Below are 19,542 nucleotides of genomic sequence, written 5' to 3' on the forward strand. Positions count from 1 at the left end.
GCGCGCCAACCACCGGTTTTGCCGCCTTGCTAGCCCAACTCAGCAGCGGGCAAATCCTGCCTCAAGCCCCAGTTCTCGAAGAAACCCCACTGGCTGGCAAACCAGAAGAAAAAGCAACGGATGAGCAAGCAGCGCTCGACCCGCTATTGCTCACCGACCCATCGGGCATGGTCCCGAACGGCCTGCCGCTGCCGCCGGCACAAGCAACCGTCGCTGTTGCCACAACAGAGACCCAGGATGCCATCTCATTGCTTGAAGGGCGTAGCCGCAAAGGTGGTGAGCCCAACACCGGCTTATTGAACTCAAACTCAAGCGACGAAACTCACTCAGACAGCCTTGTGGCAATCTCGAACGCACTGCTGCCCGTACAGGCAGAAAAAACAACCATCGCACCGCCAAGCACAGAGATACGCCAATCCAGCATTTCGACAAAGCCGGATTGGCTTTCGGCAAGCACAGACAAGGCAGAAACAATTTTCAAGCCGGCGGAAACGGCAAATATTGCCGTGGAAAGTCCCCCCCAGCCGACCAGCAACAGCTTTTCCAGCACACTGAGCGCACTGACATCGACCCACGCCCAGCAAGAAAACCACTTTGCCGAACGGAGTCACAGCATATCAACGCCACTCCAGAACGCGGCCTGGGGCGGTGCATTTGGCGAAAAAATCGTCTGGCTTGCCAAAAACGAACAACAAAGTGCGCAAATCAGTATCAATCCACCACAATTGGGGCCGATGCAGATTTCTTTGTCGCTGAACGGCGATCAAGCTTCGGCCGTTTTCACTTCAGCCCACGCAGAAGTCCGTCAGGCTATCGAAACAGCCATGCCACAACTGCGGGAAATGCTTTCCAGCGCAGGAATCACGCTAGGTGACACCAGCGTTGGCGCACAATTGCCACAGCAGCAGCGTGAAACCCAACAGCAATTTGCTAACGGGAACCGCTCGACGGGCGAAAACGCTATACTTCCGGCCGATAGTGGCTCGGATACATTAGTCGGCGTAATGCCGATCCAGCGAGGGCGGGGTCTGGTAGACCTGTTTGCCTGAACGGCCATCAAGATCAATCGATAAGGGGACAAGATGTCAAAAGACGCCAAGCCAGCCGAAGAAGGGGCAGAAGCACCCAAAAAGAGCAAAAAACTCTTGATCATCATTATTGCCGTGGTGCTTGTTGTCGTTCTGGCAGGGGGCGGCGCTGCATTCATGCTGCTCAAGAAGGGCGATCACGCAGACGACGAGGAAGCGGCCGAAGAGACGGCCAAGCCGAAGAAGAAAGAAAAAAAGAAAGACGCCAAGGAAGCGCCTCCGGTTTTCGTCAATCTTGAGCCGTTCACCGTGAATCTTGTCCCGGAAAACGGTGACCAGTACTTGCAGGTCATCCTTTCCGTCGAACTGGACGATGCCCACTCGGAGCCAGCACTCAAAGCGCAGATGCCCAAGATTCGCAACAACATCACGCTCTTGCTCTCCAGCAAGAAAGCGTCCGAATTGCTGCCCAAGGAAGGCAAGGAAAAGCTGGCCGAAACGCTGAAGGATGAGGTCAACACGGCTATCGAGCCGCCCACCCGGACCAAGAAGGGTGAGTTGATCATGCCGGAAGGTCCTGCCAAGGCGGTCCTTTTCACTTCTTTCATTATTCAGTAAGGAGCCATGGCTGGCGACTTTCTTTCCCAGGACGAGGTTGATGCCCTACTGAAGGGCGTCACCGGGGAAACCGACGAACCCGAAGAAGGCGCGGGAGATGGCGGCGGGATACGCTCGTACAATCTTGGCACCCAGGAACGTATCGTTCGTGGGCGCATGCCAACGCTTGAACTTATCAATGAGCGTTTTGCCCGTTACCTGCGCATTGGCTTGTTCAATTACATGCATCGGAACGCCGAAATTTCGGTCGGTCCGATCCGTGTTCAGAAATACAGTGAATTCATCCGGAACCTGGTCGTCCCGACCAACCTGAACCTGGTCGTTGCCAAGCCTTTGCGTGGTACCGCCTTGTTCGTTTTCGACCCGAACCTGGTGTTCCTTGTCGTCGACAACATGTTTGGCGGCGATGGCCGCTTCCATACGCGGGTCGAAGGACGCGATTTCACACCGACCGAGCAGCGCATCATCCAGGGGCTGCTGAATGTGGTGTTCACCGAGTACGGCAAATCGTGGAAACCCGTACACGACATCACGTTCGAATACGTCCGTTCGGAAATGAATTCGCAGTTTGCGAATATCGCAACACCGGCTGAAATTGTCGTTTCAACCACGTTTACGCTTGAATTCGGCGGAGCAACGGCCGACATGCACATCTGCTTCCCGTATTCGATGATGGAGCCGATTCGTGACTTGCTGTACAGCACGATGCAGAGCGACCAGTTATCCACCGACAAGCGCTGGATCGGAACCTTGCGCAAGCAACTGCAAGGGGCTGAAGTTGAAGTGGTTGCCCGCCTTGGCACAGCCAAGATTTCACTCGGCCAGATTCTGAAACTGAAGGTCGGTGATGTCATTCCGTTGAATATCTCCGAGCGCATTTCTGCCGTGGTCGACAATGTCCCGCTGATGGAATGTTCCTATGGCCAGCAAAATGGCCAATATGCACTTAAGGTCGAGCGTTTCATATCGGCGCTGCCTGATACACCCGCCGGGGAACCGGTAACGGGAGAATGAGATGTCCGAGGACATGGAAAACACAGAAAACACCACAACCGAAGAACAAATCAGCGAAGACGACTGGGCTGCCGCCATGGCGGAACAGGCGATCACCGATGCACCGGCAGCCCAGCCGGCCGACATCTTTCCATCCTTTGGCGGCGGCGGTGGTGCAAGCGGGATGATGAACGAGCTCGACATGATTCTGGACATTCCCGTCCAGATTACCGTCGAACTCGGCCGGACCAAGATCACCATCAAGAACCTGCTGCAACTGGCTCATGGCTCGGTCGTCGAGCTGGATGCCATGGCGGGCGAACCGATGGATGTGCTGGTCAATGGCACGCTGATCGCACAAGGTGAAGTCGTTGTCGTGAATGACAAATTCGGTATCCGCCTGACGGACATCATCACGCCCTCCGAGCGGATGCGCAAACTCAATCGTTGAAATCAGCCCTTTGCTGCGGTCGACCGCAGCAGTTCGGCCAAACCCATTTCGGTTTAAGATAGCGCCCTGTTCACTTACCTGCGGGCCGTCCTTTTGCTGCGCTATCTGACCCTGCTTCTCGCTTCCTTTCCGGCCCTCGCAACCGACACAGCTGCGCCAGGCGTTTCTGCCAGCAGCTATGTTCAGGCGGGTTTGGCGTTATGCCTGATCATAGGCTTGCTGCTTGGCACCACCTGGTTGGCACGCAAGGTGTCGGGCGGAAAGATTTTCGGGCAGGGGGGCATGAAAGTCATTGGCGGCGTTGCCCTGGGCCCCCGGGAGCGCCTGGTCCTGGTTGAGGTCGGCGACACCTGGCTGGTCATCGGGATCGTCCCGGGACAAATTCGCACCCTGCACTCGCTCCCCAAAGGAGCGCCGGCGGCAGACCATCTGGCAGAACATGCCGACGCACCCTTTGCCACCTGGCTGAAGTCGATTACCGATCGCCGCATCAATGATTAAACGCCTTTCACTTGCTCTTTGCCTGCTGGCGCCTGTCGGGCTGGCCCTGGCCCAGGCAACCGGCGGATTGCCGGCGATTACCAGCACGCCATCGGGCGGCGGCGGTACGACATACTCGCTGACCATCCAGACCCTGCTGCTGATGACGGCGCTGACCTTCATTCCGGCAGCCGTGCTGATGATGACCAGTTTCACGCGCATCATCATCGTTTTGTCGCTCTTGCGTCATGCCATGGGAACGCAGACCTCGCCGCCGAATCAGGTCCTGGTCGGGCTAGCACTCTTTCTCACTTTTTTCATCATGTCACCGACGCTCGAGCGGGTTTATACCGAAGCCTACGTCCCGCTATCGGAGAGCAAGATCAACATCATGCAGGCGGGCGAACGGGCGGCCGTCCCGATGCGCACCTTCATGCTCAAGCAGACACGCGAAGCTGACCTGGCGATGTTTGCCAGCGTCGCCAAGATTTCCCGCATCGAAAAACCGGAAGACACGCCGCTGCGCATCCTGATTCCGGCCTTTGTGATCAGCGAACTGAAGACGGCCTTTCAGATCGGCTTCATCATCTTTATCCCGTTTCTCGTTATCGACATGGTGGTCGCAAGCCTGCTGATGTCGATGGGCATGATGATGATGTCGCCGGTCATGGTCGCCCTGCCGTTCAAGCTGATGCTATTCGTGCTGGTCGATGGCTGGCATCTGGTGATCGGTTCGTTGGTTCAGAGTTTCGGCTCATGACACCGGGCACCGTCATGGAAATTGGCCGGCAGGCGATCGAGGTCACCTTGCTGATGTCTGCACCGATGCTGCTCTCGGCCCTGATCATCGGCCTGATCGTCAGTGTTTTTCAGGCGGCCACGCAGCTCAATGAGTCAACGCTGCAATTTGTCCCGAAGCTTGTCGTCATGTTCCTTGTGCTGCTGCTGGTCGGACCATGGATGCTGCAATACATGATGGACTACATCCAGCGCCTCTTCGAGAGCATCCCGCAGTTGATCGGCTGAGATGATCAATCTAACGACGGCGCAACTGGATGCCTGGATTGTTGCGTTTGCCTACCCGCTGATCCGGATTCTCTCGTTCATTGCTGCCGTACCGCTCTGGAGCACAGCGGGCATCCCCCGGCGAACCAGGCTCATCCTCGCCATTGCGATCACCATCGCACTGGCGCCCATGCTCCCCGCCATGCCCAACGTCGCCCCCGGCTCACTGGCCGGGCTCTGGATACTCTTCATGGAAATGCTCATCGGCATCGCGATGGGTTTTGCCGCACGGATTGTGTTTTCTGCGGTCGACCTGGCTGGTGAGTTCATTTCCTCGCAAATGGGCTTGGGCTTCGCCACCTTTTACGATCCGCTCAACTCGTCACAAACACCTGTGATTGCCGAATTTCTCGGGCTCATCGGCCTGCTGATTTTTCTTTCAATCAACGGCCACCTGGTGTTTGTTGCCACGCTGGCCCAAAGCTTCCAGGTCATCCCCGTCAGCCCCAATCCACTCGGCGCTGGAAGCTGGCTCAATCTGGCAGAACTTGCCGGCAAGATTTTTTCGGCCGGCCTGTTGATCGCCTTGCCCGTCATCGTCGCCCTGATGATCATCAACGTTGCACTGGCAGTACTGACGCGAGCCGCACCTCAGCTCAATATCTTTTCACTCGGCTTCCCGCTGACCTTGCTTGGTGGGTTCTTTGCGCTGGCCATCAGCATGAATTACCTTGCCGTTCCGATTCAGGCGCTTTACGAATATGCCATGAGTGCGATGCTCGGCTTTGCTGTACCGGGCAGCCTGCGTTAATTTCGCTCGTTGAGCATGAATGAGTCAGCCTGCTGGCGCTGAACCAGCCGGATCGTCCCTTCCGCCATGCGTCGGGCACCGATGGTTTGCGAGTCGATCCCTTCGCTGTACTCCATGATCTGGTAGCTGGCGTAGCCTTGCTCATACTGAAGCTGGCTGGCCCGGCGTTTGAGAATCTGGATCGACTCACCGGCGCCTCCGGTGTGGTAGCGCTTCATCTTGAGTGAAAAACGATAGGTATCGTCATTCAGCCGCGACTCTTCGATTTCCCAATTGGGTGCCAGCGGGTCGTAGACAAGATGAATTGCTGCCGCGACAGCCAAACCGGTGGCCAGATTCGACAAGGAAATCGAGGTTTTCGCGGTCAACTGGATTGCTTTGTCAGGAATCAGCGATTTACCGGCCGTTCCTGTCGAACTGCAAGCAGTCAGCGTGGCGCACAGCGCCAGCAAGAAAGCCAAGCGCTTCATGAGATATAGTTAAACAAGCTCAAGCCACTCGTTTTGACGAATGACTGTTGCGAGGCTTCAAGCTGCATTTTTTGCTGGCTCAACCGGGAAAAAGCCTCAACATAATCCAGGCCTTCAAGATTGGCCAGGCGCGTCTCATATTTGACCGACAAATCGCCACCGGCTTCGGTCAGTGAATCAAGCTGATTGATCCGCGCACCAACCGATGCCCGCGCCTTCGAAATATGATCAAGCGAAGCATGCAGGTCGCCCAGTGCCTGGTCGTAGCTTGGTGCCGGTACGACACCGCTGCTCGAATCCAGAGTGTCGATCATATTTTTCACGGCATCGAACACACTGCGCCCCAGCAAGTCACCGCTGGCATTCGTGACGCGCATGAACACATCCTGCCCGGACTCACTCGTTGCCACATCCTGAGAAGCTTCGACCTGCAACAGGCGACGACCATCGTCGCCACTATAGGAAACGATCGGCGTCCCACCCAGGCTGTAATTGCCGCCACTGCCGCTGACACTGAAAGGCTTCGAATTGGTCGTGTTGCCGGCAAACATGTAATCGCCGGAACCATCACGAGCATTGGCAATATCGACAAGACTTTCAAGACGCCGTTTCAATTCCTCGGCAATCGCCTGCTTCTGCGTCGGACTGTAGGAGCTATTGCCCCCCTGGATACTGCGCGACAGCACATCCTGCAGGAGATCGCTGGCCAAGCCAAGCTGGGTATCGAGATCCCCCAGGTGGTCGGCGGCCATACCCTGATTTTTCAGGAAGGTGGCATTGACCTCCTTCGATTGGGTCGTCATCAGTGACAGGGTCGAGTCAACCGGATTGTCACGCGGAGAGAGAATCCTCCGCATCGTCGATAGCTGATTCTGCGTCTTATAGACAGCAGACTGACCATTAATGATATTGGTCGTCCCGGCGTAAAACATCTGACTAGAACTAACTCTCATGGTATTTTGCCTCGTTAGTTGCGAGCGATCGACAACAATTCGTCGAAGAGCTTCTGGCCGACACTGATCGAACGGGCAGATGCTTGGTACAACTGCTGAAACTCCAGCAGCTTAGCGGCCTCTTCATCCCGATTGACCCCAGACTCGGCACTTCTTGCCGCATTGGCCTGGTCGACCAGGGCTTTTTGAGCATCCTTGGTGACTTCGATTTCGCGAGCCTTGTTACCAATATCAGACACCATCTGGGCATAGACTCCCTGATAGCTGGTTGCCGCACCATCTGACGTATTCTGGGTCTGCAGTTTGCCGAGCAACAGCATGTTGCCGCTATCCGAAACACCGATCTTGCCGCCGGTACTGCTGTCGTTCATATCCAGCGAAAACGTATCGCCGGGACGCGCCGTACCGCTGATCGAGAACTGAACCCGGCTATTGCCGTCCCAGATTTCGTAAGTCATGCCGGAAGCCGTCGGCGGCGGCGTTGCACTGGCGGGATATTCGAGCGTATAGGTCGTCGGGGCTCCCCCGCCGCTCGGATAGGCCGTCACCTGAAATGGGCCGGGATTGGTCACGCCATAAGGTCCGCCGGCATCGCCCAGCGTCAGGGAAGCACCATCGGCACTGATGCCGATCTTGACCGGATAGGCCGGCCCCGGTGCTGTCGCGGTCAGATCCTGAGTGACACGGTTAACGCTGACCTTCATGGTCCCCTGGTTGGTCAAACTGACACTGGCGCGAACGGGCAACGCCGCGGCAATCAAGCGGACATCGTTGGCAATGCGCTCATCGACCTTGATGTTCTTGGCCATTTCGCGCGTCGGCTCGATCAGGAAAGAATCACCATCGGAATACGCGGCTCCATTGTCAGCCAGCGTAATCCCTTGCGCACCGCGCGGGTCGGTCCGGTCATTGATTTGAGTATTCAAGCCGGCCAGGGTCGTGTCAGACCAATTAACACCATCCTGCAAGCGTGTCAGGGTGAAATTGGCACCGTTGTACTCAAGCCGGTAGTCGTTATTGGTGATGTCCGTAAAATAATTTCCATCCGTACCGGATGTCATTTTCGGCGGCGTGAATGTTGCACTGACCTGCGGCCCGGCCGGATTGGAAGGAATGACCTTGGGATTCGGGATAGAGAAAAAATTCGCGATGAATCCACTGTCGTTGGCACCGCCCACACCGACGCTGTTTCCGAGAAGATCCATCCCGGTTGCGTGCTGCGCATTGAATGTCAGCGCCAGCGAGGCTGCAACTTTGCCGAGCGAATTAACTGCGGTATCCAGTGTTTCGCTGCGGAATGCCAGCAAGCCACCCAACTGCCCACCTTCAATAATGTTTTCGGGCAGTTCCTGCTTGCCATTGCCAAGATCGATAGCAATCGTTGTCCGGGTCGGGTCGGCACTCGAACGCACGGCAGACAATTCATTGGTATGCGTTCCCATGACCAGTACCTGGCCTTTGCCGATCATGACTTCAAGCCCACCCTGCCCAAGAGAGATCGTCTCGACCTTGACCAGTTTATTGAGCTCGCTGATCAGGTTGTCGCGCTGATCAAGCAGATCGTTGGCCGGCTGGTTAACCGCCGACTGGGCAATCGTGATTTGCTGGTTCAAGGCGGCAATCTGCTTGCCGTACGTGTTGATCAGCGCCACCGAATCAGTGATTTGCTGATTGACCTGACCGAACAGATCCGAGATCCGCTGATTTGCCCCCTGAAAACGGGACACCAGCGCCTGTGCCGCAGAAACCATCGATTGGCGGGCTGGCAACGATGAGGGTGCGGCAGAAACCTGCTGCAATCCCTTGAAAAAATCCTGCAATGCCGGAGAAACACCGGCATTTGCATCAGCCAGCAAATCATCGACCACCTGAACCTGATTGAAATAGGCTTCCAGTGAGCTGTATTCGGTGCTCGACTGACGAACCTGATCCGTCAGGAAGGAATTGTATTGGCGGCTAACCGTAGAAACCTGTGTGCCATTGCCGATAAAACCAGAAGAAAACCCGACCGGCAACGAAGTCGCCTGAATAATCGACTGACGGTTGTAGCCAGGCGTGTTGGAATTGGTGATGTTGTGCTGCGTGACCAGCATGCCCATCTGGGCTGCTTGAACTCCTGACACGCCAATACCGAAAATTCCTGCCATGACCTGCTCCTTTACCGCTTTATTATCGACCGATCACCCAGAAAGTTGAGCGATCTGGCAGGGCTGTCAGCCGATGAGCGCTTGCCGGAGCGTTGGCCCGTTGATGATGCGCGAGAGCTTGTCGGCATACATCGGATCGGTGGCATAACCTGCCTGTTGCATACGACGAGCAAACTCCGTGCCATCCTGCGAGCCAATCACTGCTCCGTAGCGCGGGTTGTTGCGCAGCAAACTGGCGTAATCACGAAACGACTCTTCGTAGGAACCATAGGCCCGGAACTTCTCGACCGACTGCTGGGCCTGGCCATCTACGTACTCGGTCGTTTTGGCGTCAACCGTCGCGCCATTCCAGCTTTTTCCAGCCTTGATGCCGAACAGGTTGAAACTCGTCGAGCCGTCTGCACGACGCACTTCACTCTTGCCCCAGCCGGTTTCAAGCGCCGCATGCGCCACCAGAAATTGCGGCGGAATGCCGGTCGACCGCGACGCTTCAACGGCATGCGGCCAGACGCGATTGACGAACTCGCTCGACGTGGCAGGAACATCCGTCGATTGAACCGACGGCGTTGCAACCTTCCCTGCCTGGTATGCCGACGAAGTCGGTAAATTACTCAAAACCGGCTTGAACTGAAGATGCCGACCATCGGATGCCGTCAGCGGCAAATTGTCAGCGGCAGCATTTGCCGGCGCACTCAAATCAACCGGCGTCTCGCTCGATCCCAAATTGCGCCCGAGTTGCTGTTCGATCAGCTTTGCGAAGCCGACCCCCTTTCCCGATCCAGCCATGTTTTGCGCCATCTGCTGATCCAGCAGGCCGGTATAGAAGCGTGACTGATCGCTGTTGAGCAAGCCGTCCTGCGGCGTTGCGTCGCGCATGCTCTTCATCACCATCTGAAGAAAAAGCGTCTCGAACTGCTGTGCCGCAGCCTTTAAGCCTTCCTTCGGATCTTTCTGGAACTGGCTGCGCAAATCCTGAGCCGAGCGCACATCAAAGGCGGCACGATTTGGAGAGTCCTGTATTTTTCCAGCCATATCGATCGATCAGATGATTTCGAGGTCGGCACGCAAGGCGCCGGCCGCTTTCATTGCTTGCAGAATGGCCAGCAGATCGAGCGGATTGGCACCCAGTGCATTCAATGCCTTGACGACATCGGCCAGATTCGCCCCGGCCTTGATGTTCATCAGGCTGCCGGCATCCTGCTTGACCTGGACGTCGGCACCGCCGCCCGGCTGCTGCTCCCCGACCACGACGGACAGGCTGCCATGCGCCACGGCACAGGCATCCAGCGTGACTTTCTGATTCATGACGACCGAGCCGGTTCGGGGATTAACCACGACCTTGGCCATTCCGATCTCGGGTTTGATATCGAGATTTTCAATGCGCCCCAGGAAGGAAACCCGAGCATCCGGATCATCCGGCGCACGCACGGCAACCCGGCGCCCGTCGAGCGCCTGAGCCGTTCCTGGCCCCATGCTTTTATTGATCGCATCGACCACTTTTTGAGCCGTGCTGAAATCACTGCCGGCCAACTCAAAATAGACAAATCCACCTTGGCCCAGCGGCGTACTGACCGCACGCTCAACCGTCGCGCCCCCCGGAATTCTGCCGGCTGAAAGATGGTTGACCGTAACTTTCGAACCACCCGATGAGGCACCAACCCCACCGACCAGGACATTACCCTGCGCCACGGCATAGACCTGCCCGTCAGCACCTTTCAGCTGGCTCATCAGCAAGGTGCCGCCGCGCAGGCTCTTGGCATTGCCGATCGAGGAAACAGTCACATCGATCGGCTGACCAGGCTTGGCAAACGGGGGCAATACCGCCGTTACCATGACCGCAGCGACATTCTTCAATTGCAGCTTGGTGGCCTGTTCCGGCGCCAGATTAACGCCCATCTGGGACAGCATGTTGCCCATGGCTTGCGTCGTGAAAGGTGTCTGGGTCGTCTGGTCGCCGGTGTTATCCAGGCCGACGATGATGCCGTAACCGATCAACTGGTTATTGCGCACCCCCTGAATGCTGGCAAGGTCTTTGATGCGCTCGGCGAAGGCGGGCTGCAACCCCATGGGCAAAGCCAGTGCGGCGAGCATTGCCGCTTGCCGGAACCATTTGCCGTTTTTCTTGTTCATGATGCGCCTCCGCGAGATTTTCTCTTGAATGGCATCACTTAAGAAAGAAACGTGCCAGCCCGAAGGCTGGCAGATAAATCAACGCAACCCGGTCAAGGTCTTGAGCATGTCATCCTGCGTTTTGATCGTCTGGGCATTGGCCTGGTAGTTCCGCTGCATGGTGATCATGTCGACCAACTGGGCTGCCGTATCGATATTGGCCTGCTCCAGCGAATTCGATGCCGTCACGCCGCGCCCGCCTTGTGCTGCGCTGCCGATATTGGCCGCTCCGGAATGACTCGTTTCGCGCCAGAGATTGCTACCGATCGACTGCAAACCATTGGGATTGATGAAGGTTGCCAAAGCAACCTTGCCCATGTTTTGCGTCTGCCCATTCGAATAACGCCCCTGGATCGTCCCGTCGGTCGACAAGCTGGTCCCGGCAAGCAAACCATCCTTGTAGCCATCCTGCAGGGACTTACCGGAATCGAAACCACTTGCAAACAGGGTTGTCTGGCCAAAATCGATTGAAATCGGCAAGGTTACGGTTGAACTGGTCAGCGTAACGGCACCAGTCACCGGGTCCGTCGCCTTGCTTTCTGCCGTAACAGGACCGCTACTCGTGATGTTTCCACCGGAAAGCAACGAACCGGTTGGCGAAAAAACCAGTTGCCGCGGTCCACCGGCTTCTTCTGCCGGAACTGCACCATCAATCCGGGTATGCACTTCCCAGGTATTCGGTGTGGCTGTCTTGACGAAATAGAGCGTCAGCGCATGCGCCTTGGTATCCCCGTTAACGCCTGAAAAGACCTCCTGCGAACTTGACCAGTTGAATGAAGCCGGCGAGTTCGGAGAAAACACAGGATCGGTCGGTACGCTGGCCCGGTCATCAAGATTGAAACGCAGGTTGCTGGTTGTGGTTTGCTTGGCGGCTATCGAGTCAATCAACTTCAGGGCACTCGGCGCCGTCGTTGTGGCAACGCCTTCCGCCCAACCGGTCAGATAGCTGCCGTTGGCATTGACAATGTATTTCTCAGCCGGCGCCGTCCCCGCTGCGGTTGGCACCGGGGAAAAATGGAATTCACCATTACGGGTATAGGCCACGCTGGCTGTCGCGGTTGTATCGGAAACAACCTGGAACATGCCATTGCCGTTGATCGAGAAATCGAGCCCGTTATTGGTCGAAGCCAGTGACCCCTGGGTGAATTGCTGAGCCACACCGGGGGATAGCGCGCCGCCACCAACGCCTGCTTTCAGGTAGGAATTGAAAATATCCGAGAACTCGGCACGCGAGTTTTTATAGCCGACGGTACTGGCATTGGCCAAGTTGTTGCCAATGACATCCAGCCCTGTGGCTGCACCATACAAGCCGCTTAATGCCTGGATAAAAGCCATGATTCAACCTCGCATCAGAATGGCATCACATTCAGGAAGAAACGACCAAGCCAGGCCATCATCATGCCTTCGCTCAACTGCCCGGCCGACTTGTACTCGATTCTGGCATCAGCCACCTTCGATGAACTGATCGTATTGGCCGCATCGACGAATGCCGGATTGACCACCCCGGAAAGGCGGACATATTCCTGCTCATCCCCTACGGCAACTTGCTTTTCACCGGAAACCAGCAAATTTCCGTTCGGCAGGACATCGATCACCGTCACCGTGATGCTGCCGCTGAAACTATTCTTGTTACCCGCCTCGCCCTTACCCTCGAAGGCATTGGCCGTCTTGGTATTCAGGTTGAGTCCGAGAGCCGACTGCCCAGGCAAACCAGCCATCGCGGAAACCGAAGCGACATTTGACCCCGTGCGGTCCAGCTTGTTATTGGACGTCTTGGAGGCAGTATTGCTTTCAGTGATCGTAATCGTGATCGTATCGCCAACGAATCGTGCGCGCCTATCCTCAAAAAGAGGACGACTGCCGGCCGCCTGATAGATCGATCCATTGCCGCTCGCCATCTCCATGCGCGGAGCAGGCCGGGCGGACATCGGCTGATGAATGTTGGTTGCCGGCACCGTGGTACATCCGGCCATGGCTGCAACGACCAGTAACAGGAAACGTTTCATGATTTCACCTCACAGCTGAGTCAGCCGGCCGAGCATGGCATCGGAGGTCGACACGACCTTGGAGTTCAGCTCATAAGCCCGCTGGGTCTGGATCATCGTCACCAACTCTTCGGCCACATTGACGTTGGACGTTTCAACATAGCCCTGATTGACGATACCGGCGCCGTTCGTTCCCGGCGTATTCGGCGTTGGGGTCCCGCTCGAAGCGGTTTCCAGGAAAAGGTTCTGGCCCACACTCTGCATGCCGGCCGGATTGATAAACGTCGCCAGCTGAATCTGGCCGATCTGAGTCGTCGGCTGCGGATTACCCGGCTGCGTCACGCTGACCACACCATCGGTGCCAATCGTCAACGACAGCGCATCGGCCGGAATCGTGATTGCCGGCTGCAAGGGATAGCCCTCTGAGGTTACGATCTGGCCGGTACTATCCTTCTGGAACGAACCATCACGGGTATAAGCCGTGCTGCCGTCCGGCATCTGGATTTGCAGGAAACCATTCCCCTGGATAGCGATATCCAGCGTGCTGTCGGTTTTCTGAATATTGCCCTGGGTGAAGATTCTTGCGGTCGACACCGGCCGGACACCAGTTCCCAGTTGCAGGCCGGTGGGCAGTTGCGTCTGCTGCGACGACTGGGCACCTGGCTGACGCATTGTCTGGTAAAGCAGATCCTCAAAAACCGCCTTGCCGCGCTTGAAGCCGTTGGTACTGACGTTAGCCAGATTGTTCGAAATCACATCGAGCTGGGTTTGCTGGGCATCCAGGCCGGTACGGGCAATCCACAGGGAACGAATCATGGGTCAGGTCCTATCAGGAATTCAGCGACAGCAGCTGGTCGGCACGCTGGGCATTGGTATCTGCGGTTTGCAGCATCTTGATTTGCATTTCGAACTGGCGCGACAGGCTGATCAAATTGACCATCGCATCCGTCACATTGACGTTACTGCCTTCGAGCGTGCCCGAGGTCAGCTTGACACGTTCATCCAGCGGGGCCGGATCGCCGCTCTTCAGGCGAAACAGGCCATCCGAACCGCGCACCAAATCTTCTTCGGGCGGATTAACCATCTTGATCCGCCCGATCGCATTGGCGTTGTTGCGCAGACCGGTCGTCGGCACAACGGAAACCGTGCCGTCCGGCGCGATTTCAATGTTGTTGTCAGGCGGGATACTGATCGGACCGCCGTCGCCCACAACCGCCAAGCCACCCTTAGTTTGCAGCTGACCGTTCACATCGACATCCAGACTACCCGCCCGGGTGTAAGCCTCGCCACCATCCGGTGTCTGCACCGCCAACCAGCCACGGCCCTTGACCGAAACATCCAGGTTGCGCCCGGTAATCATCTGCGGGCCTTCATCGAAAACATCGCTGACTGACGCGTCGACCACGAAAGCCCGGGTCGGCATTCCTTCACCGATCACCGGCACCGCCCGGAAGCGGTGCTCCTGCGACTTGAAGCCGACAGTGCTGGCGTTGGCCAGATTATTGGCTGTACCGGCTTGTTGCATGAATACATGCTTGGCGCCGGTCATTGCGGTGTAGATCAGACGATCCATGTCAGTAGCTCAGGTCAGTCGATTAATTAGCGAAGGTTGACCAGCGTCTGAAGCACTTGGTCCTGGGTCTTGATCGACTGCGCATTGGCTTGGTAGTTACGCTGTTGCGTAATCAGATTGACCAGTTCCTGCGTCAAATCGACATTCGCCTCTTCAACAGCCGAGGACTGCAAGACGCCACGATTGCCGGTTCCCGGGTCGCCGATCAGAGGCTGTCCGGAAGCTGAGGTTTCACCCCACTGGTTATTACCCAGGCTGGCCAGACCGGTCGGTGAAATGAAGTCCACCAGCACCAGTTGAGCGATGTCCTTGGTCTGCCCATTGCTGTAATTGCCGCGCAGAATGCCGTCAGAAGAAACCGAAACGCCACTCAGACGACCATACGGATAACCGTCTTGAACCAGTTTATTGACGTCGTAGCCGCTGCCGAACAGGGTGCTGTTGTCAAAGTCGAGCGGAATGGTTGGCTGGGTCGCCACGTCGAACAAACCACGGAAGGGATAGACACCACTCCCGACAGGCGATTCGTAGGCATCCAGGCCTGCAACATCGATATTGAACTTGTAATCGGTCGCCATGGCCGTCGGGCTTGTCGTGTACGTAACGACAAGGTTGGTACCAACGGCAATCCCGCCGGTATCCAGCACACCGGTCACCGGGTCAAAGGTGTAGTCGGTACCTGCCACATAGACGGGAGCGCCTCCCGGCCCAGTCACCGAAGCCACGCTGGCCAGTGAGTTGTAGCTGAGCCTGGCATTCTCGGGGCCACCGCTCGCCGTAATCGTATCCGTCTTGGTGACACCGGCACCACCGACGAAACCGGTGGTCACAATCTGGCCATCACCGCCGAATTCGAGCGTGGGAACACCCGTTGTCACGGCCTGGGTAGCAGACTGCACTTGCCCGGTAATATCCTTGTTATCAAGCACATAGTGAACGTTCCACAAGTTCTTGGCCGGTGTTGCGCCATCCGAGTTACCTACCCGGGTGAAATACATCGACAGTGCGTGATCGTTGCCTTTTTGGTCGTAGACCGTGACAGACGTCGAATAATTGAAGGTATTCAGGTTATTCGGCGGGAAAGACGTGTTTGCCGACCACGGAGCAAGATTGTTCGGCGTTCCGGATGTCAGCGACTTCAAGTCACGGTCATCGAAGTTCATTTGCGTCACGATTCCCGGATTGGTCGGGGAAGCACCAGTTGCACGAGGCACAACACCCGTCGTATCCAGCTGAACCGGAATCAGCGCAGCACGATTGGTCACATTGTTCTCGATCGGATAGCCCGTCAGATTGTTTTTCTGCGCATTGACGATGAAGCCTTTGTCGTCAAGATGGAACTGACCGTTGCGGGTATAGGTAATCGTCTGATCCGTTGCATTTTTTTGCAGACGGAAAAAGCCGGAACCGTTGACCGCGATATCAAGCGGGTTATTCGAATTCGAGACATTGCCCTGCGAAAACTGTTGCTGAACAACCGGCAGCGATGCCCCGATACCAACCTGCGAACCACCACCAACCCCCAAGGAGGCTGCATAAACGTCGGCAAATTGTGCCTGACCGCCCTTGAAACCTACGGTCGATGCATTGGCGATGTTGTTACTGATAACGTCAAGCGCCTTGGAGGAAACGTTCAGACCGCTCAAACCTTGTTGGAATGCCATGATGAACCCCGATCAATTCATGATTTGTTGGACGTCGCTGTAAGCCACCGTTTTGTTGTTGGCCAACTGCAGCGACAATCCATCCTTGGCCAAAGTCACAGCATTTACTGTGCCAGCCTGGAGAGCCGTTGTTTTCACCTCTGCATCACCACGAATTGCCTTGACGGTGAACTTGTAATCGCCATTCGGCAGATCGACACCTGCATCCGATTTGCCGTCCCAGGAGAAATTCATGGTCCCGGCCGGCTGCGCACCAAGCTGTTGAGTCTGAACCACTTTGCCAGCCGAATCGGTAATCGAAACGGTAACCTTGTCTGCGGCACCATCCAGCGTCACGCCACCGACCGCGCCGTAATTCCCCAGCGCCAACGCATTCCCGGCAGTTAATACCGTTTTGCCGATCATTGCTGCCGCCTGCATCGTTTGCGATCCGGAATAATTGCCGAGCAGTTTCTCCATCGTCGCATTGAGCTTCTCGATACCGCTCACGGTACTGATCTGCGACAACTGGGTGGTCATCTGCGAGTTATCCATCGGATTGAGCGGGTCCTGATTCTTCAACTGGGTCACCAGGAGATTCAGGAAGCGAGTCTGCATCTCATCCGCAGTCGTGGTTTTGGTCGTTGTAGACGAACCATTCAACGAGGAAATCAGCGATGTATTTGAACTGGTAGAGCTATTGACGGCGGTTGCCATGGCGATTCTCCCGGTTAGCCCTGACCGATCTGCAAAGTACGCAGCATCATGGTCTTGGCGGTATTCATTACTTCAACATTGGTCTGGTACGAGCGCGATGCAGAGATCATGTTGGTCATTTCCTCAACGACATTGACGTTTGGAAATGCCACGTAGCCTTTTTCATCTGCCGCAGGATTCTTGGGGTCGTAAACCATCCGCGCCGGTGAAGCATCTTCAACAATCTGCCGAACCCGAACGCCTTTTGAGGACTCCCCGGCATTGCCCATGGGCGTCGCTTCAAAAACAACCTGCTTGGCGCGATAAGGCTTGCCATCGGACGACACGACACTGTCGGCATTCGCCAAATTGGACGCCGTGGTATTCAAACGCATCGACTGCGCCGTCATGGCACTGGACGACACTTGAAAAACATTAAAGAGGCTCATTTATGGCTCCTCAACCCTGGTTTGAAGCGAGGGCACTGCGCATGCCCTTGAACTTGTCGCTAATCAATTGAGTAAGCACCTGATATTGCAAAGCATTTTCAGCAATCTGAGTGCGCTCTACATCCATATCGACAGTATTTCCATCAACGGCCGACTGGGTTTCTCCGCGGAATTTCAAATTGGCCGCACCGCCGGAGCCATCTCCGCGCATGTGGCCGCTCGAAGTGGTCATCAAGGAAACGCCACCGGCACTCGCCCGGCCGGCCAGTGCATTTTGCATCGCCCCCTGAAAGTCGAAATCACGCGCTTTGTATTGCGGGGTATCGGCATTGGCGATATTCGAGGCGAGCACCTGATGGCGCTGGGATCTCAAATTCATTGCCTGGCTGAGAACAGATACGTGCTGTGCGATTGATGACATGGTTCACTCCAAAAAATCATACAATTTAAAGCAGTTAGCGTGCCAAGCATTAAAATCATATAGTTAGGCGCCAATTCACCACTCCCAACCGACTGCACGGCAATTCTTGCCGGCCTTACTATTCCATGCTGGGAAGAGGTCGTGCACAATGGCGGCATGCGCCTCATATACGTTTTTTTGCTGCCCCTGCTTATTGCCTGCAACCTGCTGGCCGCAGCCGAAATCGATCCGGTACTGGATACCGCAGAGCGCCACATTCAGATCCAAACGAAGGGGCTTCCCGGCAAAGTAACGATTCGGCTTGGCAAAATCGATACCAGCCGCCTCCCCACCTGTGCGGCGCTTGAAGCCTACACACCGCCCGGCGCCAAAATGATGGGAAAAACAAGTGTCGGCATCCGCTGCCTGACGCCGAACGCCTGGAATATCCTGATACCGGCCGAAATACTAGTGACCGGCAATTACGTCACCACCGCCCGCTCAATTCTCGCCGGGCAGGCCATTCAGGCGGGTGATCTGCATGTCCTGTCCGGTGACGTATCCACGCTGCCAACCGGCATTATTTCCGACCCCGCAGCGGCTCTCGGCAAAACACTGCGCAACTCACTGGGGGCCGGCCAATTACTGCGCAGCGATCAATTGATTTCTCCGATGGTGATCCGGCAGGGGCAATCGGTTCGCGTCACCTCAAAAGGGGCTGGATTTGCCGTCAGCGGCGAGGGAAAAGCCATCAACAATGCAGCAGAAGGGCAACTGGTTCAGGTGCGAATGAATTCAGGACAAACCGTGAGCGGCACTGCACGCAGCGATGGCAGTGTAGAAATATCTTTTTAGGCTAAAGTTTGAACCTGAATGGCCGTTAAGCCATATGAGTTCCAAAGTATTGCGAGAACAACCATGAAAATCGACAACTCCTACAAGACCACCAGCACGCCCCCGCCGACACGGCAGCAGCCGAAATCTCCGGCTGAAACCCCGTCGTCCACCGAGGCTGTGAGCTTGAGCACACTCGCCGGCACCCTTCAGGCCAGCGAAAAACCTCCGGTCAACCTTGCCAAAATTCAGGAAATCAAGGATGCGATCGCTCAAGGGCGCTTCAAGATCAATCCCGAAGCCATTGCCGGCAGGCTTCTGGACTCTGCACGCGACCTGGTCAATTCGCAACGTAACGCCTGATGCTGCCTCTCAGCCAGATACTGGAACGCGAAACATTGCTGGTTTCGCGTTTTGTTGCGCTTCTGACTGATGAGCAGAACGCACTAAGCACGGCCAAGCCTGAATCGCTGCCAGCCATCCACGCTGAGAAATCTGCACTGATTGAGCAATTGAATGCACTTGAAGCTCAGCGCAACTCGCTGATTTCAGGCAACCCGGCCTTGCCGGAAAAAGAACGGATGGCCGCCTGGCTGGCCCAGCACCCATCTGAAGCAAAAATCGCCGCCCAATGGACGGCGTTGATGGCATCGGCGCTTAGCGCCAAGCGTTTGAATGAACTGAATGCAAAACTCGTCGCCATTCATCTGGAACGAACCACGCAAGCATTAGCCATTCTCACCCGCCGTGCGGAAGAAAACACTTTCTACGGCAGCAACGGACAAACATCCCAGTATACGGGCAGCCGAATCGTCGACTCAGCCTGAGCGCTCACCA

Annotated in this window: 24 protein-coding genes; 11 read left to right on the forward strand and 13 right to left on the reverse strand. The window is 56.2% G+C overall.

Features of this window, described 5'->3' with window-relative positions; all coding sequences use genetic code 11:
- Window positions 1–167: 167 nt before the first annotated feature.
- The 8 genes from GBK02_RS14495 to fliR all read left to right on the forward strand — a co-directional run bounded on the left by GBK02_RS14495 (window position 168) and on the right by fliR (window position 5,386).
- On the forward strand, window positions 168–1,049 hold the full coding sequence (locus tag GBK02_RS14495; protein WP_203467323.1) for a flagellar hook-length control protein FliK: 882 nt from the start codon (window positions 168–170) through the stop codon (window positions 1,047–1,049).
- A 33-nt stretch (window positions 1,050–1,082) separates the two neighbouring features.
- The gene (locus tag GBK02_RS14500; protein ID WP_203467324.1) at window positions 1,083–1,646 is read left to right on the forward strand and encodes a flagellar basal body-associated FliL family protein; all 564 of its coding nucleotides are present in this window, start codon (window positions 1,083–1,085) and stop codon (window positions 1,644–1,646) included.
- Between the two features lie 6 nt (window positions 1,647–1,652).
- Window positions 1,653–2,660 carry a flagellar motor switch protein FliM gene (gene fliM, locus GBK02_RS14505; protein ID WP_203467325.1) on the forward strand — a complete coding sequence of 336 codons (1,008 nt, stop codon included), beginning with the start codon at window positions 1,653–1,655 and terminating at the stop codon, window positions 2,658–2,660.
- Window position 2,661: 1 nt separating this feature from the next.
- On the forward strand, window positions 2,662–3,090 hold the full coding sequence (fliN, locus tag GBK02_RS14510; protein WP_371810493.1) for a flagellar motor switch protein FliN: 429 nt from the start codon (window positions 2,662–2,664) through the stop codon (window positions 3,088–3,090).
- A gap of 93 nt (window positions 3,091–3,183) precedes the next feature.
- Entirely contained in the window at window positions 3,184–3,591 is a 408-nt protein-coding gene (gene fliO, locus GBK02_RS14515) for a flagellar biosynthetic protein FliO (RefSeq protein WP_239003051.1), read from the forward strand.
- Window positions 3,584–4,330: a flagellar type III secretion system pore protein FliP gene (gene fliP, locus GBK02_RS14520; RefSeq protein ID WP_203467326.1), complete on the forward strand. Its 747-nt coding sequence runs from the start codon at window positions 3,584–3,586 to the stop codon at window positions 4,328–4,330. Before fliO ends, fliP begins: the two co-directional genes overlap by 8 nt.
- Window positions 4,327–4,596, forward strand: a complete 270-nt coding sequence (gene fliQ / locus GBK02_RS14525; protein WP_203467327.1) for a flagellar biosynthesis protein FliQ — start codon at window positions 4,327–4,329, stop codon at window positions 4,594–4,596. The genes fliP and fliQ overlap by 4 nt, the downstream gene beginning before the upstream one ends.
- Before the next feature lies 1 nt (window position 4,597).
- Complete coding sequence (fliR, locus tag GBK02_RS14530; protein WP_203467328.1) at window positions 4,598–5,386, forward strand: flagellar biosynthetic protein FliR; 789 nt, start codon at window positions 4,598–4,600, stop codon at window positions 5,384–5,386.
- Here fliR and GBK02_RS14535 read toward each other — a convergent pair.
- The 13 genes from GBK02_RS14535 to flgB all read right to left on the reverse strand — a co-directional run bounded on the left by GBK02_RS14535 (window position 5,383) and on the right by flgB (window position 17,892).
- Window positions 5,383–5,856: a hypothetical protein gene (locus GBK02_RS14535; RefSeq protein WP_203467329.1), complete on the reverse strand. Its 474-nt coding sequence runs from the start codon at window positions 5,854–5,856 to the stop codon at window positions 5,383–5,385. The two genes, fliR and GBK02_RS14535, sit on opposite strands and share 4 nt — an antisense overlap.
- Window positions 5,853–6,809: a flagellar hook-associated protein FlgL gene (flgL, locus tag GBK02_RS14540; RefSeq protein WP_203467330.1), complete on the reverse strand. Its 957-nt coding sequence runs from the start codon at window positions 6,807–6,809 to the stop codon at window positions 5,853–5,855. Before flgL ends, GBK02_RS14535 begins: the two co-directional genes overlap by 4 nt.
- A gap of 14 nt (window positions 6,810–6,823) precedes the next feature.
- Window positions 6,824–8,956, reverse strand: a complete 2,133-nt coding sequence (gene flgK, locus GBK02_RS14545; protein ID WP_203467331.1) for a flagellar hook-associated protein FlgK — start codon at window positions 8,954–8,956, stop codon at window positions 6,824–6,826.
- 66 nt (window positions 8,957–9,022) lie between these two features.
- On the reverse strand, window positions 9,023–9,988 hold the full coding sequence (flgJ, locus tag GBK02_RS14550; RefSeq protein WP_203467332.1) for a flagellar assembly peptidoglycan hydrolase FlgJ: 966 nt from the start codon (window positions 9,986–9,988) through the stop codon (window positions 9,023–9,025).
- 9 nt (window positions 9,989–9,997) lie between these two features.
- On the reverse strand, window positions 9,998–11,086 hold the full coding sequence (locus tag GBK02_RS14555; RefSeq protein WP_371810494.1) for a flagellar basal body P-ring protein FlgI: 1,089 nt from the start codon (window positions 11,084–11,086) through the stop codon (window positions 9,998–10,000).
- A gap of 78 nt (window positions 11,087–11,164) precedes the next feature.
- Window positions 11,165–12,460, reverse strand: coding sequence for a flagellar hook protein FlgE (locus tag GBK02_RS14560; RefSeq protein WP_203467333.1), 1,296 nt, complete (start codon window positions 12,458–12,460; stop codon window positions 11,165–11,167).
- A 14-nt stretch (window positions 12,461–12,474) separates the two neighbouring features.
- Window positions 12,475–13,131 (reverse strand): flagellar basal body L-ring protein FlgH, encoded by a 657-nt coding sequence (locus GBK02_RS14565; protein ID WP_203467334.1) that lies wholly within the window; start codon window positions 13,129–13,131, stop codon window positions 12,475–12,477.
- A gap of 9 nt (window positions 13,132–13,140) precedes the next feature.
- A complete protein-coding gene (flgG, locus tag GBK02_RS14570) occupies window positions 13,141–13,926 on the reverse strand; it encodes a flagellar basal-body rod protein FlgG (protein WP_203467335.1) in 786 nt (261 codons plus the stop codon).
- Between the two features lie 13 nt (window positions 13,927–13,939).
- Window positions 13,940–14,683, reverse strand: coding sequence for a flagellar basal body rod protein FlgF (locus tag GBK02_RS14575; RefSeq protein ID WP_203467336.1), 744 nt, complete (start codon window positions 14,681–14,683; stop codon window positions 13,940–13,942).
- A 26-nt stretch (window positions 14,684–14,709) separates the two neighbouring features.
- Entirely contained in the window at window positions 14,710–16,347 is a 1,638-nt protein-coding gene (locus GBK02_RS14580; protein WP_203467337.1) for a flagellar hook protein FlgE, read from the reverse strand.
- Window positions 16,348–16,359: 12 nt separating this feature from the next.
- The gene (locus GBK02_RS14585; protein ID WP_203467338.1) at window positions 16,360–17,043 is read right to left on the reverse strand and encodes a flagellar hook assembly protein FlgD; all 684 of its coding nucleotides are present in this window, start codon (window positions 17,041–17,043) and stop codon (window positions 16,360–16,362) included.
- A gap of 14 nt (window positions 17,044–17,057) precedes the next feature.
- Window positions 17,058–17,471 carry a flagellar basal body rod protein FlgC gene (gene flgC / locus GBK02_RS14590; protein WP_203467339.1) on the reverse strand — a complete coding sequence of 138 codons (414 nt, stop codon included), beginning with the start codon at window positions 17,469–17,471 and terminating at the stop codon, window positions 17,058–17,060.
- A gap of 10 nt (window positions 17,472–17,481) precedes the next feature.
- Window positions 17,482–17,892, reverse strand: a complete 411-nt coding sequence (flgB, locus tag GBK02_RS14595; RefSeq protein WP_203467340.1) for a flagellar basal body rod protein FlgB — start codon at window positions 17,890–17,892, stop codon at window positions 17,482–17,484.
- A 141-nt stretch (window positions 17,893–18,033) separates the two neighbouring features.
- Between flgB and flgA the strand changes: the two genes are divergently transcribed.
- The 3 genes from flgA (at window position 18,034) to GBK02_RS14610 (ending at window position 19,532) form a co-directional block, all read left to right on the forward strand.
- On the forward strand, window positions 18,034–18,726 hold the full coding sequence (gene flgA, locus GBK02_RS14600) for a flagellar basal body P-ring formation chaperone FlgA (RefSeq protein WP_239003052.1): 693 nt from the start codon (window positions 18,034–18,036) through the stop codon (window positions 18,724–18,726).
- Window positions 18,727–18,789: 63 nt separating this feature from the next.
- Window positions 18,790–19,068, forward strand: a complete 279-nt coding sequence (flgM, locus tag GBK02_RS14605; protein WP_203467341.1) for a flagellar biosynthesis anti-sigma factor FlgM — start codon at window positions 18,790–18,792, stop codon at window positions 19,066–19,068.
- Window positions 19,068–19,532 (forward strand): flagella synthesis protein FlgN, encoded by a 465-nt coding sequence (locus GBK02_RS14610; protein WP_203467342.1) that lies wholly within the window; start codon window positions 19,068–19,070, stop codon window positions 19,530–19,532. Before flgM ends, GBK02_RS14610 begins: the two co-directional genes overlap by 1 nt.
- Window positions 19,533–19,542 lie beyond the last annotated feature (10 nt).

The sequence above is a fragment of the Dechloromonas sp. TW-R-39-2 genome (assembly GCF_016864195.1).
Lineage (GTDB): Bacteria > Pseudomonadota > Gammaproteobacteria > Burkholderiales > Rhodocyclaceae > Azonexus.

What these genes read in the sequence shown, in the direction of transcription:
- GBK02_RS14495 (WP_203467323.1), top strand. Translation starts at nt 168, where the DNA reads ATGGTCCCGAACGGCCTGCCGCTGCCGCCGGCACAAGCAACCGTCGCT.
- GBK02_RS14500 (WP_203467324.1), top strand. Translation starts at nt 1,083, where the DNA reads ATGTCAAAAGACGCCAAGCCAGCCGAAGAAGGGGCAGAAGCACCCAAA.
- fliM (WP_203467325.1), top strand. Translation starts at nt 1,653, where the DNA reads ATGGCTGGCGACTTTCTTTCCCAGGACGAGGTTGATGCCCTACTGAAG.
- fliN (WP_371810493.1), top strand. Translation starts at nt 2,662, where the DNA reads ATGTCCGAGGACATGGAAAACACAGAAAACACCACAACCGAAGAACAA.
- fliP (WP_203467326.1), top strand. Translation starts at nt 3,584, where the DNA reads ATGATTAAACGCCTTTCACTTGCTCTTTGCCTGCTGGCGCCTGTCGGG.
- fliQ (WP_203467327.1), top strand. Translation starts at nt 4,327, where the DNA reads ATGACACCGGGCACCGTCATGGAAATTGGCCGGCAGGCGATCGAGGTC.
- fliR (WP_203467328.1), top strand. Translation starts at nt 4,598, where the DNA reads ATGATCAATCTAACGACGGCGCAACTGGATGCCTGGATTGTTGCGTTT.
- GBK02_RS14535 (WP_203467329.1), bottom strand. Translation starts at nt 5,856, where the DNA reads ATGAAGCGCTTGGCTTTCTTGCTGGCGCTGTGCGCCACGCTGACTGCT.
- flgL (WP_203467330.1), bottom strand. Translation starts at nt 6,809, where the DNA reads ATGAGAGTTAGTTCTAGTCAGATGTTTTACGCCGGGACGACCAATATC.
- flgK (WP_203467331.1), bottom strand. Translation starts at nt 8,956, where the DNA reads ATGGCAGGAATTTTCGGTATTGGCGTGTCAGGAGTTCAAGCAGCCCAG.
- flgJ (WP_203467332.1), bottom strand. Translation starts at nt 9,988, where the DNA reads ATGGCTGGAAAAATACAGGACTCTCCAAATCGTGCCGCCTTTGATGTG.
- GBK02_RS14555 (WP_371810494.1), bottom strand. Translation starts at nt 11,086, where the DNA reads ATGAACAAGAAAAACGGCAAATGGTTCCGGCAAGCGGCAATGCTCGCC.
- GBK02_RS14560 (WP_203467333.1), bottom strand. Translation starts at nt 12,460, where the DNA reads ATGGCTTTTATCCAGGCATTAAGCGGCTTGTATGGTGCAGCCACAGGG.
- GBK02_RS14565 (WP_203467334.1), bottom strand. Translation starts at nt 13,131, where the DNA reads ATGAAACGTTTCCTGTTACTGGTCGTTGCAGCCATGGCCGGATGTACC.
- flgG (WP_203467335.1), bottom strand. Translation starts at nt 13,926, where the DNA reads ATGATTCGTTCCCTGTGGATTGCCCGTACCGGCCTGGATGCCCAGCAA.
- GBK02_RS14575 (WP_203467336.1), bottom strand. Translation starts at nt 14,683, where the DNA reads ATGGATCGTCTGATCTACACCGCAATGACCGGCGCCAAGCATGTATTC.
- GBK02_RS14580 (WP_203467337.1), bottom strand. Translation starts at nt 16,347, where the DNA reads ATGGCATTCCAACAAGGTTTGAGCGGTCTGAACGTTTCCTCCAAGGCG.
- GBK02_RS14585 (WP_203467338.1), bottom strand. Translation starts at nt 17,043, where the DNA reads ATGGCAACCGCCGTCAATAGCTCTACCAGTTCAAATACATCGCTGATT.
- flgC (WP_203467339.1), bottom strand. Translation starts at nt 17,471, where the DNA reads ATGAGCCTCTTTAATGTTTTTCAAGTGTCGTCCAGTGCCATGACGGCG.
- flgB (WP_203467340.1), bottom strand. Translation starts at nt 17,892, where the DNA reads ATGTCATCAATCGCACAGCACGTATCTGTTCTCAGCCAGGCAATGAAT.
- flgM (WP_203467341.1), top strand. Translation starts at nt 18,790, where the DNA reads ATGAAAATCGACAACTCCTACAAGACCACCAGCACGCCCCCGCCGACA.
- GBK02_RS14610 (WP_203467342.1), top strand. Translation starts at nt 19,068, where the DNA reads ATGCTGCCTCTCAGCCAGATACTGGAACGCGAAACATTGCTGGTTTCG.